This window comes from Microbacterium sp. PI-SA-G (assembly GCF_057215335.1).
In genome coordinates this window covers 2879393-2893323 of sequence record NZ_CM170103.1, presented here as the reverse complement: position 1 = coordinate 2893323, position 13931 = coordinate 2879393, and the positions used below count along the sequence as shown (strand labels likewise).

Genomic DNA, 13931 nt, shown 5'->3' with positions numbered 1-13931 from the left:
CCGCAGCATCCGCCCCTTCTGGTGTGACGTCGAGGTCACTCCCCGCTGGCGACCGCCAGGTCGGGGGTGGCCGAGATCTCGCCACCGGTGTTCACGCCGACGGAGACCTTGTCTCCGCGCGGGCCATGCTCGAACAGGAACTCCCCGTTCTCGGCGTCGACCTTCACGTGATCGCCGGCGTTGAGCTCGCCGTGCAGGATCTTCTCCGACAGACGGTCCTCGATCTCGTGCTGCATCGCGCGACGCAGGGGGCGGGCACCGAGGGCCGGGTCGAACCCGATCTCGATGAGACGCTCCTTGGCCGACTGCGAGAGCTCGATCGTCATGTCGCGGTCCAGCAGACGCTCGCCGAGGCGCTTCGTGAACAGATCGACGATCTGCACGAGCTCCTGCTTCGACAGCTGCGGGAACACGATGATGTCGTCGACACGGTTGAGGAACTCGGGCTTGAAGTTGCGCTTGAGCTCCTCGTTGACCTTGCCCTTCATCCGGTCGTAGGTCGTCGAGCTGCTGCCCTCGAGCTGGAATCCGACAGGGCCTCCGGCGATGTCACGCGCACCGAGGTTGGTGGTCATGATGATCACGGTGTTCTTGAAGTCGATCACGCGACCCTGGCCGTCGGTCAGACGACCCTCTTCCAGGATCTGCAGGAGCGAGTTGAAGATGTCCGGGTGGGCCTTCTCGATCTCGTCGAAGAGCACCACGCTGAACGGCTTGCGGCGCACCTTCTCGGTGAGCTGTCCGCCCTCTTCGAACCCGACGAATCCGGGAGGGGCACCGAACAGACGCGAGACGGTGTGCTTCTCACCGAACTCGCTCATGTCGAGCGAGATCAGCGCGGCCTCGTCGTCGAAGAGGAACTCCGCGAGCGCCTTGGCCAGCTCGGTCTTTCCGACGCCCGTGGGGCCGGCGAAGATGAACGAGCCCGAGGGACGCTTCGGGTCCTTGAGTCCGGCACGCTGGCGACGGATGGTCTTGGAGAGAGCCGCGATGGCCTCCTCCTGACCGATGACGCGCTGGTGCAGGGCCTTCTCCATGAAGACGAGTCGGCTGGACTCCTCTTCCGTGAGCTTGAACACGGGGATGCCGGTGGCCTGAGCGAGCACCTCGGCGATCAGGCCCTCATCGACGACCGCACGGGTCGCGACGTCACCCGAACGCCACTGCTTCTCGAGGCGCAGGCGCTCGGCGAGGAGGTTCTTCTCCTCGTCGCGCAGCGACGCGGCCTTCTCGAAGTCCTGCTCCTCGGAGGCGATCTCCTTCTGCTCGCGGACCTTGGCGATCTTCTCGTCAAATTCGCGCAGCTCCGGCGGGCTCGACAGGATCGACAGACGCAGGCGTGCGCCGGCCTCGTCGATCAGGTCGATGGCCTTGTCGGGCAGGAACCGGTCCGACACGTAGCGGTCGGCGAGGTTGGATGCCGCGACGATCGCGCCGTCGGTGATCTGCACCTTGTGGTGCGCCTCGTACCGGTCGCGCAGGCCCTTCAGGATGTTGATCGTGTGTGGGAGGCTGGGCTCCGCGACCTGGATCGACTGGAAGCGGCGCTCGAGCGCTGCATCCTTCTCGAAGTGCTTGCGGTACTCGTCGAGCGTGGTCGCACCGATCGTCTGCAGCTCTCCGCGGGCGAGGAGCGGCTTGAGGATGCTGGCGGCGTCGATCGCGCCCTCGGCGGCACCCGCACCCACGAGGGTGTGGATCTCGTCGATGAAGACGATGATGTCGCCGCGCGTGCGGATCTCCTTGGTGACCTTCTTCAGGCGCTCCTCGAAGTCACCGCGGTAGCGGGAACCGGCGATGAGAGAGCCGAGGTCGAGCGAGTACAGCTGCTTGTCCTTCAGCGTCTCGGGCACATCGCCCTTGACGATCGCCTGAGCGAGGCCCTCGACGACGGCGGTCTTGCCGACGCCGGGCTCACCGATCAGGACCGGGTTGTTCTTGGAGCGGCGAGAGAGGATCTGCATGACCCGCTCGATCTCCTTCTCGCGCCCGATCACCGGGTCGAGCTTGTTGTCGCGCGCGGCCTGCGTCAGGTTGCGACCGAACTGGTCGAGCACCTGCGAGCCGCCCTGGGCGCTGGGGGTGTCGTTGCTCTGCGCGCCGACGGCGGCGGGCTCGCGGCCCGGAGCGCCGGAGAGCAGCTGGATGACCTGCTGGCGGACCTTGTTGAGGTCGGCGCCGAGCTTGACGAGCACCTGCGCGGCGACTCCCTCACCCTCGCGGATGAGACCGAGCAGGATGTGCTCGGTGCCGATGTAGTTGTGACCCAGCTGCAGTGCCTCGCGGAGGCTGAGCTCGAGCACCTTCTTCGCGCGGGGGGTGAAGGGGATGTGCCCGGTCGGCTGCTGCTGACCCTGGCCGATGATGTCCTGCACCTGCTCGCGCACGGCGTCGAGGGAGATCCCCAGGGACTCCAGCGCCTTGGCGGCGACACCCTCGCCTTCGTGGATGAGACCGAGCAGGATGTGCTCGGTTCCGATGTAGTTGTGGTTGAGCATCTTCGCCTCTTCTTGGGCGAGGACGACCACACGACGGGCTCGGTCCGTGAATCTCTCGAACATGCTGTGACTCCTTATTCGCACGGGGGCGAAGACGCTTCTCGCGCCTGTACATCGAGAGTAACCACCGTGAACGGCAGGTATGCCCGTGTTCGCCGTCGGCATAGCGCGAGGGGTGCCGGGGCCGCGTTCGGGCGGATTCGCCTTGACCTCGTTATCGATTCTCGTTATCTTAACGTTTATCGCTAACAACGACTATCGATAAGGAGCGATCGTGAACACCGCACCGCAGACCACTTTGTCCAAAGGAGATTCGGGCGCCTTGATCGGCTTCGCTATCGCGGGCTTCATCATCGCCGCCGCCATCAGCACGGCCGCGGTCATCCGCATCGTCGAGCTCGTGCGCGGGACGAACGTTCCGGTCGCGGTCGAGTTCGTCGACACCGACGTCGAGGTCGCACTCGCCGACGGGGCCGGAACCGTGCCGATGGGCCTCGACCGCGGCATCCTCACCGCCCCGCAGCTCACACCGATCGCGATCGTTCCCGGCGTGATCGGTCAGGTGCTCCTGATCCTCACCATCGTCACGGTGATCGGATGCCTCGTGCTGCTCTCCCGCGGCATCCTCCGCGGCCGCGTCTTCGGCCGCCGCAACACGGTGCTCGTGATGACCGCGGGCATCGTCGGCCTGCTCGGCTACGCCGCCACCGTCTTCTTCGACAACATGCTCGCCAACGCCGCCGTCTCGATCGTGACCGACAACGCGATCGACAACACCGTGATGACCATCCAGCCGTTCACGTTCGTGCTCGCCGCGTTCGTCATCGGCGTGATCGGCACGGCCTTCGGCGTGGGCGACAGGCTGCAGCGCGAGACCGAGGGGCTGGTATGAGCCCCGCCGAGAACGACGAGGAGTTCACCGGCATCCACTGCCGTCTCGACGAGTTGCTCGCCGAGCGCGGCATGACGCTCACGCAGCTCAGTGCGCTGGTCGGCGTGAGCATCGTGAATCTGTCGGTCCTGAAGAACGACCGCGCACGCGCCATCCGCTACTCCACCCTGCGGGCGATCTGCGACGCGCTGCAGTGCGAGGTGGGCGAGCTGCTCGTGCTCGCGCGCTGAGGTGGTGCAGTGGGTTCGCGTCGGGAGGGGTCGCAACACGCCGCAACCCCGCGCGCAGAGCGGCCATTCGTGACACCCGCCCCCAGAGGAGGGGACGCAGATGGCCGCATCCGCGCGTGGGATGCGGCCATTCGTGACACCTGCGGGCGCGCGGCCTCAGGCGCGAGGGGGCGCGGATGCCGGAGGAGCGGATGCCGGGGCGAGAGGCTCCACGACCACGGCGGTGCCGTAGGCGCAGATCTCGCTGAAGTTCGCGATCGATCCGGCGTCGAATCTCATCGCGACCACCGCGTTTCCGCCGCGCTGCACGGCCTGCTCCCACATGCGCCCCATCACGACCTGACGCGCCTCGTACATCACCTGCGTGTACTCGGGGATCTCGCCGCCGCCGAGCGAGCGGAACCCAGCGGTGAAACCCTGGCCGAAGTCGGTGGATCGCACGGTCAGCCCCATCACCTCGCCGAGCACCTGGGTGATGCGGTAGCCGGGAACGTCGTTCGTCGTCACTGTGAACATGTGCACATCGTGACAGAGCCAGCGCCCGACACGTCAGTGACGCCCCGAGGGCATCTCTACCCATATATCGGAATCTATTAGCCAGCTGTGAACCGTTAGCGTGGACTCATGATCTTCTCCGACCGGACCACGCGCTCTTCCCGCCTCCTCATGGCCCTGCCCATCGCAGCTCTGGCCTTCTCGCTCGCCGCCTGCAGCGGCGCCAGCCGTCCGACCTCCGACGACGTCGCCACCGGCATCCAGCAGGTCTTCGAGGAGCAGGGTCAGGGTGACCTCGCGACCGACGAAGTCGCCTCCTGCCTCGCTGACGCTCTCGTCGACTCCGAGCTGAGCAACGAGACCCTCACCTACATCGCCAACGGCGAGGACAAGCAGAAGGACGAGGCCGACAAGGACCTCACCACGAAGATCATCCAGGAGAACGTCGAGACCTGCATGGCCGGCTGACCTCGTCAGCACACACGACAGCCCCCTCCCTCGCCTCGGCGACGGAGGGGGCTGTCGTATCTGTCACTCCCCCGCGTACGCGGTGAGCGTTCCGCGGGCGATCGTGTGCGATCCGGCCATGAAGCCGAGCAGCGCCGGCGACGCGGTCGCCGGGACCTCGACGCGGTCCACGTCGAGCGCCGTCACCGTGATCGCGTAGCGGTGCTGGCCCGATCCCTTGGGCGGTGCGGCGCCGATGTACTGCGGTACACCCGCGTCGTTCGTCAGCATCGTCGCACCAGCCGGCAGACCGGCTCCCCCCGCGGCACCCGCGTTGACGGGCAGCGACGTCGCGCTCGCGGGCACGCCCGAGACCACCCAGTGCCAGAAGCCCGAGCCCGTCGGAGCGTCGGCGTCGTACATCGAGACGATGAAGCTCTTGGTCTCCTTCGGGAATCCCGACCAGCTCAGCTCGGGCGAGACGTCCTCACCGCCGGGCACTCCGAACACACCGGAGAACTGCGGCAGCTCGAACGCCGCCTTGTCCTCGACGTCGCTGCTCGTCACCTCGAAGCTCGGCACCTCCGGAAGCTTGTAGTACGGGTCGTTACCGACCGTCTCGGTCTTCTCCTCGGCCGCAGCCGTGCTCGCCGCCGGAGCAGTGCTCGCACTCGAGCATCCGGCGAGCACCGCCACTCCCACCATGCCGACCGCCGCGATGGCGACCAGTCTTTCGCGAATTCTCATCGGTTTCTCCGTTCGTTCCTGCAGATTCGGTGTGACGCTACCCACCCGCCCGCGGTTACCTGCAAGGGGCCCAGGTCACCTCGGAGATACCCGACGGAGCGTCATCCTTCGTCATCTCGCGCCTCGGAATGAATCGGCGCTCGTAGCGTTAGGCGTTATGGCGCGCATTCGGTGCGCCGACGCCTCTTCTTCTGGAGTTCCCCACCATGAGCACCTCTGTCCGCGCCCAGAAGGCGCCCGACACCCGCGGTCCGATCCGGAAACTGCTGACCTCGTTCGGTTTCCAGATCCTCGCCGCCCTCGTCCTCGGCGTCGCCGCCGGTCTGATCGGCCGTCAGCTCGGAGCCACGGCCGACAACCCGAACGGCCTGTCGGCGACCCTCGACACGATCGGCAGCTCGTACGTCACACTGCTGCGCGCCGCCGTCGTCCCGCTGATCTTCACCGCCATCGTCGCGAGCATCTCGAACCTGCGTCGCGTGCAGAACGCGGCCCGCCTCGCCGGCCAGACGCTGCTGTGGTTCGCGATCACCGCGTTCATCGCCGTGACGATCGGCATCGTGCTGGGGCTCGTCATCCAGCCCGGCAACCGCGCCGGCGAAGGCCTCGAGACGGGCGACCCGTACACGGTCGGCACGTGGTGGAACTTCCTGCTCGGCCTGGTCCCGCAGAACTTCCTCGGGCTCTCGGTCAGCACGTCGCCCGGTGAGACCGACGGCGCCTTCACCTCGAGCGTCAGCTTCAACATCCTGCAGGTCATCGTCGTGGCCACGGCCGTCGGCATCGCCGCCCTCAAGGCCGGCAAGAAGGCCGAGCCGTTCCTCGCGTTCACCGAGTCGCTGCTGAAGGTCATCCAGCGCGTGCTGTGGTGGATCATCCGCATCGCCCCGCTCGGCACCTTCGGCCTGATCGGCGCCGCCGTGATCAAGTACGGCTGGGAGAAGCTGGCCTCGCTCGGATGGTTCGCGATCGCGGTCTACGCCGGTCTCGCACTCGTGCTGTTCGTCGTCTACCCGATCCTGGTCAAGACCCACGGCCTGTCGATCACGCAGTACTTCTCGGGCGTGTGGCCCGCGGTGCAGCTGGCGTTCGTCAGCCGCTCCTCGATCGGCACGCTGCCCCTCACCGAGCGCGTCACCGAGCGCAACCTCGGCGTGCCGCGCTCGTACGCCTCGTTCGCGGTGCCGTTCGGCGCGACCACGAAGATGGACGGCTGCGCGGCCATCTATCCCGCGATCGCGGCGATCTTCGTGGCGCAGTTCTTCGGCATCGAACTGAACCTCGTGCAGTACCTGCTGATCGTGCTCGTCTCGGTCGTCGGCTCGGCCGCCACCGCCGGAACGACGGGCGCGGTCGTGATGCTCACGCTCACGCTGTCGACCCTGGGTCTGCCGCTCGAGGGCGTCGGTCTGCTGCTCGCGATCGACCCGATCCTCGACATGGGCCGCACCGCGGTGAACGTCGCGGGCCAGGCTCTGATCCCGACGATCGTCGCCAAGCGCGAGGGCATCCTCGACGAGGAGCTCTACAACGCGCCGCGCGAGGGACTCCCCTTCGCGGACGACTCGGATGACGACGAGACGGATGCCGCGGCATCCGATTCCACCTCGCCGGAGCCCGCCAGCACCCGCTGACCGCACCCTCCGCAGCCGCCGCGCCCACCCTCGTGGTCGCCGAGTGCACGGCGTGGCGCCGAGTGCACGGGAAGTTCGCGCGAAGAATCCGCGCACTCGGCAGCATCCCGTGCACTCGGCGCCAGGGAGAAGGGGAAAAAGGGGGCGAGGGGCGAGGGATGCTGCGCGCTACGCGCGACCGGGCTGACGCGTCGCACCGCGGGTGTCGAGCGCGAGCTCCTCGGCATCCATCGCGGCGATCAGCTCGCGCATGAGCTCCTCGTCGAGGTCGCCGGAGTCGCGCTCCTGCAGCAGGATCTCGCGACGCACCTGCAGCCATCCCTTCGACAGCGCGACCAGGTCCTCGTACGACGGGCGGGGCACGGCATCCTCGACCTCCTGCGCGGCATCCGTGTCCTGCTCGACCCGACTCATGCGCTTCGTGAACGCGTCGAACACCCCGAGGTCGACCTCGCCGTACTTCTCCTCCCACTCCACGCGCTTCTGGGCGAGATACGCCTTACCCGCCTCGCGGCTCTTCTCCCGCACCGCGGTGAGGGCCCGCGCGTCGTCGTGCTCGTCGACGTCGCCCTCGATGCCGAGCGCGCGGATGAGCATCGGCAGCGTCAACCCCTGCAGCAGCAGCGTGCCGACCGTGACGACGAACGCCACGACGACGATCGCATGCGAGGCCTCGGCGTCGAGCGTGGCGAGGTCGGCTGCGGCGAGCGCGATCGCGAGGGTGACCACCCCGCGCATCCCCGCCCACGAGATGACGGCGCTGTCCTTCCACGTCAGCTGCAGCCCGGCCATGCGATCGCGCACGATCTGCGACCGCAGCTCCTCGGTGCTGTGCTGCCCCCAGCGGCGCGACTTCTTGCGCCGCTCGTCGAAGACGCCCGACGCGATGCCGCGGTCCATGCGGGCGAGGCGTCGGCGGTCCTGGAAGTTGGCCCACGCGCTGGTCGGATAGATGTACAGCGGCCGCACGACGAGAACGACCAGCAGCACCGCGCCGGAGAGCAGCAGGATGCGCCCGACCGATTCGCTGCCGAGGTCGCTCAGCACGCGCGGGAACTGCAGTCCGATGTAGGCGAACACGAAGCTCTCGAGCAGCAGATCGGCCGAGAGCCACAGCGGCTTCTCCTGCTGACGGGTGGTGTAGTCGGTGCGCGGCGAGTTGAATCCGACGTAGAGCCCCATCGCGACGACCGCCAGCACGCCGGAGCCCAGCAGATGCTCGGCGATCGCGTAGGCGCCGAACGGCGCGAGGAGTCCGAACGTGCCGATCACGACGGGGTCACTGATGCGCATGCGCAGCTGATGCACCACGACCCCGAAGATCAGGCCGATCACCACGCCGATCACGACGGCGAGCAGGAACTGCCCGACTCCGCCCCAGACCGAGACCGTGGCCCCGGCGAGGATCGCTGCGAACACCCGGTACAGCGTGAGCGACGTCGCGTCGTTGATGAGACTCTCACCCGACAGCACGGTCATGATGCGTCGCGGCAGGCCGAGTCGACGCCCGATCGCGGCGGCAGACACCGCGTCGGGCGGGGCGACGATCGCGCCGAGCAGCAGCGCGCCGGGCAGGGTGAGCGCCGGCATGATCGACCAGGCGACGAACCCGACGGCGACCGCGGTGAGCAGCACCAGCCAGATGCCGAGCCGTCGGATCTGCGGCAGGCTGCGCTTGAATCCGACGAAGGACACGTCGAGCGCAGCCGAGTACAGCAGCGGCGGCAGGACCAGGCTCAGCAGCAGGTGTCCGTCGATGTCGAGGTCGGGGACGAAGGGCAGGAAGGATGCCGCGAGCGCCACCACCGTCACGAGCAGGGGTGCCGGCCACCCCCGCCAGCGTGCGACCGCCGCCACGGCGACGGCTCCGACGAGGACATAGAAGATCCCGGCATCCATGGGGGAAGCGTAGCGCCGTGCCCCGTGATCACTCCTCGTCGAGGGCCTCGCGCAGACCGGCGTTCTCGTCTTCGAGATCGAGCACCCGGCCGATGCCTGCGATGTTCAGCCCGTCGCTGCGCAGCTGCGCCGCACGGCGGAGGCGATCGATGTCGTCGTCGCTGTAGCGCCGGGTGCCTCCGTCGCTGCGGGCCGGATTGAGCAGTCCCTTGCTCTCGAACAGACGCAGCGTGGCTTCGGGCAGATCGACGAGCTGCGCCGCGACGGCGATGCCGTAGAGCGGCGTCTGCGAGTTCCGCTGAGCCATGCTGAAAATTTCCTTTGATCGACTTGCAGATCATCTTCGTTCGTTCTATAAAAAATATACAGCACGAGATGCAGATTCCAGCATCTCGATCCCGCCCTCAGGGGCCGCACGAAAGGAGACACTCATGGCACTCACCTTCGACCCGTTCAGTCAGCTCGACCGCTTCGCCGCGAGCGTGTTGGACTCCGGCCGCGCACCCCGGCTCATGCCGGTGGACCTCTACCGCGACGGCGACCGCTACATCCTGCACGCCGACCTGCCCGGCGCCGACCCGGGCTCGATCGACGTCGACCTCGACGGCGCACAGCTCACCATCCGGGCACAGCGCACCGCCGACACGCGTGAGGGCGCGCGCTGGCTCGCCCGCGAACGCGGCGCCGGCTCGTTCCTGCGCCAGTTCACGCTCGGCGAGGGAGTCGATCTCGACGGCATCAGCGCCTCGTACGAGAGCGGTGTGCTGTCGGTGATCATCCCGGTCAGCGAACGCGCGAAGCCGCGCAAGATCACTGTCGAGTCGACCGAACAGCGCCAGGCGATCGACGCCTGACCCCCGCCTCAGGGGCCGGTGCACTGCGCCGGCCCCTGAGGCATCCCTCCGCCACCCGCACCCTCCGACCGAAAGGAAGATCTCATGCCTCTCTCGCCCGCACTCGACCGCTTCCTCGCCGGCATGGAATACCCGGCCACCCGCGACGATCTCCTGCGCGAGGCGACCCGCGACGGACTCGGCGACGACGAACGCGCCCTGCTCCTCGAACTCCCCGAGCAGAACTACAGCGCCGCCTGGCACATCCGCTATCGCCTGGCCCGCCGTTCGCTGGCCGATGCTTTCGCCGCACGCACGACGCCGGCGACCCCCGTCGCCGCCTGATCGCGCACTGTCCCCGGTCGCGAGGCGCATCCGGCGGGCGCGGCGGGAATGCCCCACCGCGCCCGCGGGTTGCATTCGGGGATGAATGACGTCGCCCTCTCCGTCCTCGACCTCGTGCCCGTGCGCACCGGTCAGTCCAGCTCCGAGGCCATCGCGTCCTCGCTCTCTCTCGCCGAGGCCGCCGACCGGCTCGGATACCGCCGCTACTGGTTCGCGGAGCACCACAACATGCCGGCCGTCGCGTCGACCACGCCGCCCGTGCTGATCGCCGCGGCCGCGACACGCACCGGACGCATCCGTCTCGGCTCCGGCGGGGTGATGCTGCCCAACCACGCTCCGCTGATCGTCGCCGAGCAGTTCGCCGCGCTCGAGGCCATCGCGCCCGGACGCATCGACCTCGGACTCGGCCGCGCCCCCGGCAGCGATCCGGTCATCACGCAGCTGCTGCGCCAGTCGGGCACGAACAGCGACGTCGAGCAGTTCCCGCGCCATGTGCAGGACATCGCCGCGCTCGTGTCGGGCGACGGCGCGACGCTGCGCTTCACCTCGGGCGGCGAATACACGGTGCGCGCCACCCCCGCCGCGACCGGCACCCCCGAGGTCTGGCTGCTCGGTTCGAGCGACTACTCGGCGCAGCTCGCCGCCTCGCACGGACTGCCGTACGTGTTCGCGAATCACTTCTCGGGTCAGGGACTCGAGCGCGCGCTCGACCTCTACCGCACGGGCTATCGTCCGAGCGAGGAGCACCCCGAGCCGCGCACGTTCCTCACCGTCAACGTCGTGGCCTCGCCCACCGCCGACGAGGCCGAGGCCCGCGCACTGCCCCAGTTGCGCATGATGTCGCGCCTGCGCCTGAACAAGCCCCTCACGGCGCTCGAGACCGTCGAAGAAGCCGCCGCTGCCACGGTCGCCGAAGCGGATGCCGCCACCGAACAGGTCGTGAAAGACGCCCGTGCGCGCTGGTTCGTGGGAACGGGCGAGTCCGTCGCCGCCGAGGTTCGTGAGTTCGCGACGCGGTACGGCGTCGAGGAGGTCATGCTCTCCCCCGTGGCCGGCGCCTACGACGCGGAGCCGATGGCGTCAGCATCCGGCCGCGCCCAGACCCTCGAGCTGGTCGCCGCCGCGCTGTAGCGCCCCCCTCTTTCTCCATCTCCCGTCGCCGAGTGCACGGGTTCGCAACGAGTGCACGGCTTCTTCACGCGAATACCCCGTGCACTGGGCAGGATGCCGTGCACTCGGTGGTCCGGCGGGCGGGATGCCGTGCACTCGGCGACTCGGCGGGCGGGATGCCTCGACCCCTGGCGGACGGGCGGGGAGCGGCGTAGGGTCGGCGGCAGAAGAAGGGGGTTCGACGATGAGCACCACGACCACCACCACGCTCGCACTCTGGGTGGCCTACGGACCGAACGGCGTGGTCGGAAGCATCCGCCACGACGACGAGGGATACCGGGTCACGATGGCGGGAGCCGATGCCTCGGCCGGCACGTATCCCACCCTCGCCTCGGCGAAGGGCGCCCTGCACGCGCGCATGACGCCGGGCAGCGACTGGCCGTTGTTCCGCGAGCACTGAGCCGCAGGCCCGACACCACGTCAGCGACACCCCCGGTCACATCGACCGCGGGGTGATCGTCGTGCCGCGTACGCTGACTGCATGCGCTCCACCCCCGCCGCTTCCGCCGCCCTGACGACGGTAGAGGATCACCTCGCGTCGGTGCTCGCATCGGTGGTCGCCGTCTCCGCCGAGTCGGTGCCGCTGCGCGAGGCGATCGGACGCACGCTCGCCAGCCCCGTGCACGCGCGCGTCGACGTTCCGCTGTTCGACAACTCGGCGATGGACGGGTTCGCGGTCGTGCACGACGACGTCGCCGCGGCATCCGCGGAGCATCCGGTCGCGGTGCGCGTCGTCGCCGACCTGCCTGCCGGCTCCGTCGAGACGCCCGTGCTGCGCCCCGGCGAGGCCGCACGGATCATGACGGGCGCGCCCGTTCCGGCGACCGCCACCGCGGTCGTTCCCTTCGAGCACACGCGCGACGGGCTGGCCGGCTCCACCACATCGGCCACCGTGATCGCGGCTCCGCGCGGACCGGGAGCGCACATCCGTCGCCGCGGCGAGGAGCTGCGGGCCGGAGACCAGCTTGCGGAGTCCGGCGCCGTGATGGGCCCTCTGCAGGCTGCGGGATTCGCCGCCGCCGGAGTCGATCGCGTGAGCGTGCACCGCCGCCCGCGCGTCGCGATCATCTCGACCGGCACCGAGCTGGCCACCCCCGGAGAAGAGTTCGCGCCGGGACGGATCCCGGACGCCAACTCGGTGCTGCTGGCGACGCTGTGCGCCGACGCGGGTGCCGAGGTCGTGTCGGTCGAGACCGTGACGGATCAGGATGCCGCGCTCGACGCCGCCCTGAATCGGGCCCTGGTCGACCGAGGCGCGGATGCCATCATCACGTCGGGCGGTGTGAGCGCCGGCGCGCACGAGGTCGTCCGCAACGTGCTCGGCGATCGCCTGACCTTCGTGTCGGTCGCGATGCAGCCCGGTCGCCCCCAGGCGTTCGGACGCATCGGCGACGCGCTCGTGTTCGGCCTGCCGGGCAATCCGGTCAGTGTCGCGGTGTCGTTCGAGGCGTTCGTGCGGCCGGCACTCCTCGCGCTGCAGGGCCGGATCCACCTCGCACGTCCGATGCTGCGGATCGCCGCGGCCGCGGGCTGGAGTGCCGCGCCCGGACGCCGACAGTATGTACCGGCGGTGCTCGACCGCACCGATCCGGCCGCGTGGACGGTGCGGCCGGCGAGCACCGGAGTGCATCTCGCCGCCGGGCTCGCCCGCGTCGAGGCGTACATCGTGATTCCCACCGCCGTGTCGGCCGTGGCGCCGGGCGATCTCGTCGACGTGATGCTGCTCCCATGACAGCCGCGATCATCCTCGCCGGGGGCCGCGCCACGCGCCTCGGCGGTGCCGCGAAGCCGCAGCTCGTGGTCGACGGAGCCACCCTCCTCGATCACGCCGTCGCCGCGGTCGCCGGCTGCGAACCCGTGGTCGTGGTCGGGCCGCCCTCCCCCGTGCACGCCCCGGTCGTCTGGGTGCGCGAGACACCTGTGTTCGGGGGCCCCGTCGCGGGGCTCGCCGCCGGACTCAGCGTGATCGACGACGAGGACCAGGCCGAGGTCTACGTCCTCGCCGCCGACGTCCCGCGCGCCGCCGCGGCGGTGGCGCTGCTGCGGCAGCATCCACCCCTCGCCGGCGCTGACATCTCTGAATCGGATGTCGACGGCGTCTGCCTCACCGATGCCGACGGACGGATGCAGTGGCTGATCGGCCGCTACCGCACGGCGTCGCTGCGGGCCGCCGTCGCAGCCCTCCCCGACAACGGCCGCGACGCCTCGATCCGTGCCCTGCTCGCGGGCCTGACCGTGACCGCGATCCCCGGCGGCGACGTCGCCACCGACGTCGACACGTGGGACGATCTCGAGCGCGCCCGCGCCGCGACCCGCCCCCGCGAAACCCCTGAGGAGGACCCGACATGACCGAACAGCCGCAGCCGCACCTTCCCCCCGCCGCCCTCGACGACTGGACCGCCGCCGTCTGCACGGCGCTCGACCTCGACCGCGACGCGATCGACACGGCCCTGATCCTGGATCTCGCCCGCGACGTGGCGCACGGCGTCGCGCGCCCGGCGGCACCCCTGAGCGCGTTCCTCGTCGGGCTCGCCGCGGGGCGAGCAGCCGGCGGCCGCGACGACGCCAAGGCCGCCGTCGCCCGCGTGACGGAGCTCGCACGCACCTGGTCGACCCGTTGACGCACCGCCCCGAAGACCCCTCACACGCGGCACCCGCCGATGTGATGGAAAAGTAATCGCCCGGAAATCGCAGCCGCGCGACCCCGCAACACGCGCGCCCTAGGTTCAGAGCACTCTTCC

At 69.2% G+C, this 13931-nt stretch carries 16 protein-coding genes; 11 read left to right on the top strand and 5 right to left on the bottom strand.

The genetic code is table 11. From position 1 onward, the window contains the following. Positions 1-35: 35 nt before the first annotated feature. Complete coding sequence (locus tag AC2D10_RS14195) at positions 36-2561, bottom strand: ATP-dependent Clp protease ATP-binding subunit (protein WP_484708603.1); 2526 nt, start codon at positions 2559-2561, stop codon at positions 36-38. A 211-nt stretch (positions 2562-2772) separates the two neighbouring features. On the opposite strand from AC2D10_RS14195, the gene AC2D10_RS14190 reads away from it, so the two are divergent. Both AC2D10_RS14190 and AC2D10_RS14185 read left to right on the top strand, forming a co-directional pair. After that, on the top strand, positions 2773-3390 hold the full coding sequence (locus AC2D10_RS14190; RefSeq protein ID WP_484708601.1) for a hypothetical protein: 618 nt from the start codon (positions 2773-2775) through the stop codon (positions 3388-3390). After that, complete coding sequence (locus AC2D10_RS14185; protein WP_484708600.1) at positions 3387-3620, top strand: helix-turn-helix domain-containing protein; 234 nt, start codon at positions 3387-3389, stop codon at positions 3618-3620. The genes AC2D10_RS14190 and AC2D10_RS14185 overlap by 4 nt, the downstream gene beginning before the upstream one ends. Before the next feature lie 156 nt (positions 3621-3776). Here the strand turns inward: AC2D10_RS14185 and AC2D10_RS14180 are convergent, their stop codons facing one another. Next, entirely contained in the window at positions 3777-4136 is a 360-nt protein-coding gene (locus AC2D10_RS14180; protein WP_484708597.1) for a YbjQ family protein, read from the bottom strand. Positions 4137-4244: 108 nt separating this feature from the next. On the opposite strand from AC2D10_RS14180, the gene AC2D10_RS14175 reads away from it, so the two are divergent. After that, complete coding sequence (locus AC2D10_RS14175) at positions 4245-4583, top strand: hypothetical protein (RefSeq protein WP_484708596.1); 339 nt, start codon at positions 4245-4247, stop codon at positions 4581-4583. A 63-nt stretch (positions 4584-4646) separates the two neighbouring features. Here the strand turns inward: AC2D10_RS14175 and AC2D10_RS14170 are convergent, their stop codons facing one another. Continuing rightward, positions 4647-5309 (bottom strand): YbhB/YbcL family Raf kinase inhibitor-like protein, encoded by a 663-nt coding sequence (locus AC2D10_RS14170; protein WP_484708594.1) that lies wholly within the window; start codon positions 5307-5309, stop codon positions 4647-4649. 206 nt (positions 5310-5515) lie between these two features. Between AC2D10_RS14170 and AC2D10_RS14165 the strand changes: the two genes are divergently transcribed. Next, the gene (locus tag AC2D10_RS14165; RefSeq protein WP_484708593.1) at positions 5516-6943 is read left to right on the top strand and encodes a dicarboxylate/amino acid:cation symporter; all 1428 of its coding nucleotides are present in this window, start codon (positions 5516-5518) and stop codon (positions 6941-6943) included. A gap of 168 nt (positions 6944-7111) precedes the next feature. Here AC2D10_RS14165 and AC2D10_RS14160 read toward each other — a convergent pair whose 3' ends face one another. Together AC2D10_RS14160 and AC2D10_RS14155 are read right to left on the bottom strand one after the other, a co-directional pair. Beyond that, a complete protein-coding gene (locus AC2D10_RS14160; protein WP_484708592.1) occupies positions 7112-8842 on the bottom strand; it encodes a cation:proton antiporter in 1731 nt (576 codons plus the stop codon). A 28-nt stretch (positions 8843-8870) separates the two neighbouring features. Further along, complete coding sequence (locus AC2D10_RS14155; protein ID WP_484708591.1) at positions 8871-9149, bottom strand: MerR family transcriptional regulator; 279 nt, start codon at positions 9147-9149, stop codon at positions 8871-8873. Between the two features lie 124 nt (positions 9150-9273). On the opposite strand from AC2D10_RS14155, the gene AC2D10_RS14150 reads away from it, so the two are divergent. The 7 genes from AC2D10_RS14150 (at position 9274) to AC2D10_RS14120 (ending at position 13811) form a co-directional block, all read left to right on the top strand. Continuing rightward, entirely contained in the window at positions 9274-9696 is a 423-nt protein-coding gene (locus AC2D10_RS14150; RefSeq protein ID WP_484708590.1) for an Hsp20/alpha crystallin family protein, read from the top strand. 84 nt (positions 9697-9780) lie between these two features. Beyond that, complete coding sequence (locus tag AC2D10_RS14145) at positions 9781-10020, top strand: DUF2795 domain-containing protein (protein WP_484708589.1); 240 nt, start codon at positions 9781-9783, stop codon at positions 10018-10020. 81 nt (positions 10021-10101) lie between these two features. After that, positions 10102-11151 (top strand): LLM class flavin-dependent oxidoreductase, encoded by a 1050-nt coding sequence (locus AC2D10_RS14140; protein ID WP_484708588.1) that lies wholly within the window; start codon positions 10102-10104, stop codon positions 11149-11151. Positions 11152-11374: 223 nt separating this feature from the next. Beyond that, entirely contained in the window at positions 11375-11590 is a 216-nt protein-coding gene (locus tag AC2D10_RS14135) for a methyltransferase (RefSeq protein WP_484708586.1), read from the top strand. 81 nt (positions 11591-11671) lie between these two features. Next, complete coding sequence (locus AC2D10_RS14130) at positions 11672-12922, top strand: molybdopterin molybdotransferase MoeA (RefSeq protein ID WP_484708585.1); 1251 nt, start codon at positions 11672-11674, stop codon at positions 12920-12922. Next, the gene (mobA, locus tag AC2D10_RS14125) at positions 12919-13539 is read left to right on the top strand and encodes a molybdenum cofactor guanylyltransferase (RefSeq protein ID WP_484708583.1); all 621 of its coding nucleotides are present in this window, start codon (positions 12919-12921) and stop codon (positions 13537-13539) included. Before AC2D10_RS14130 ends, mobA begins: the two co-directional genes overlap by 4 nt. Further along, on the top strand, positions 13536-13811 hold the full coding sequence (locus tag AC2D10_RS14120) for a DUF6457 domain-containing protein (protein WP_484708581.1): 276 nt from the start codon (positions 13536-13538) through the stop codon (positions 13809-13811). The genes mobA and AC2D10_RS14120 overlap by 4 nt, the downstream gene beginning before the upstream one ends. Positions 13812-13931 lie beyond the last annotated feature (120 nt).

Excerpts from the sequence above, each read along its gene's own strand:
- AC2D10_RS14195 (WP_484708603.1), bottom strand. The coding sequence starts at position 2,561 with ATGTTCGAGAGATTCACGGACCGAGCCCGTCGTGTGGTCGTCCTCGCC.
- AC2D10_RS14185 (WP_484708600.1), top strand. The coding sequence starts at position 3,387 with ATGAGCCCCGCCGAGAACGACGAGGAGTTCACCGGCATCCACTGCCGT.
- AC2D10_RS14180 (WP_484708597.1), bottom strand. The coding sequence starts at position 4,136 with ATGTTCACAGTGACGACGAACGACGTTCCCGGCTACCGCATCACCCAG.
- AC2D10_RS14175 (WP_484708596.1), top strand. The coding sequence starts at position 4,245 with ATGATCTTCTCCGACCGGACCACGCGCTCTTCCCGCCTCCTCATGGCC.
- AC2D10_RS14170 (WP_484708594.1), bottom strand. The coding sequence starts at position 5,309 with ATGAGAATTCGCGAAAGACTGGTCGCCATCGCGGCGGTCGGCATGGTG.
- AC2D10_RS14165 (WP_484708593.1), top strand. The coding sequence starts at position 5,516 with ATGAGCACCTCTGTCCGCGCCCAGAAGGCGCCCGACACCCGCGGTCCG.
- AC2D10_RS14160 (WP_484708592.1), bottom strand. The coding sequence starts at position 8,842 with ATGGATGCCGGGATCTTCTATGTCCTCGTCGGAGCCGTCGCCGTGGCG.
- AC2D10_RS14155 (WP_484708591.1), bottom strand. The coding sequence starts at position 9,149 with ATGGCTCAGCGGAACTCGCAGACGCCGCTCTACGGCATCGCCGTCGCG.
- AC2D10_RS14150 (WP_484708590.1), top strand. The coding sequence starts at position 9,274 with ATGGCACTCACCTTCGACCCGTTCAGTCAGCTCGACCGCTTCGCCGCG.
- AC2D10_RS14145 (WP_484708589.1), top strand. The coding sequence starts at position 9,781 with ATGCCTCTCTCGCCCGCACTCGACCGCTTCCTCGCCGGCATGGAATAC.
- AC2D10_RS14140 (WP_484708588.1), top strand. The coding sequence starts at position 10,102 with ATGAATGACGTCGCCCTCTCCGTCCTCGACCTCGTGCCCGTGCGCACC.
- AC2D10_RS14135 (WP_484708586.1), top strand. The coding sequence starts at position 11,375 with ATGAGCACCACGACCACCACCACGCTCGCACTCTGGGTGGCCTACGGA.
- AC2D10_RS14130 (WP_484708585.1), top strand. The coding sequence starts at position 11,672 with ATGCGCTCCACCCCCGCCGCTTCCGCCGCCCTGACGACGGTAGAGGAT.
- mobA (WP_484708583.1), top strand. The coding sequence starts at position 12,919 with ATGACAGCCGCGATCATCCTCGCCGGGGGCCGCGCCACGCGCCTCGGC.
- AC2D10_RS14120 (WP_484708581.1), top strand. The coding sequence starts at position 13,536 with ATGACCGAACAGCCGCAGCCGCACCTTCCCCCCGCCGCCCTCGACGAC.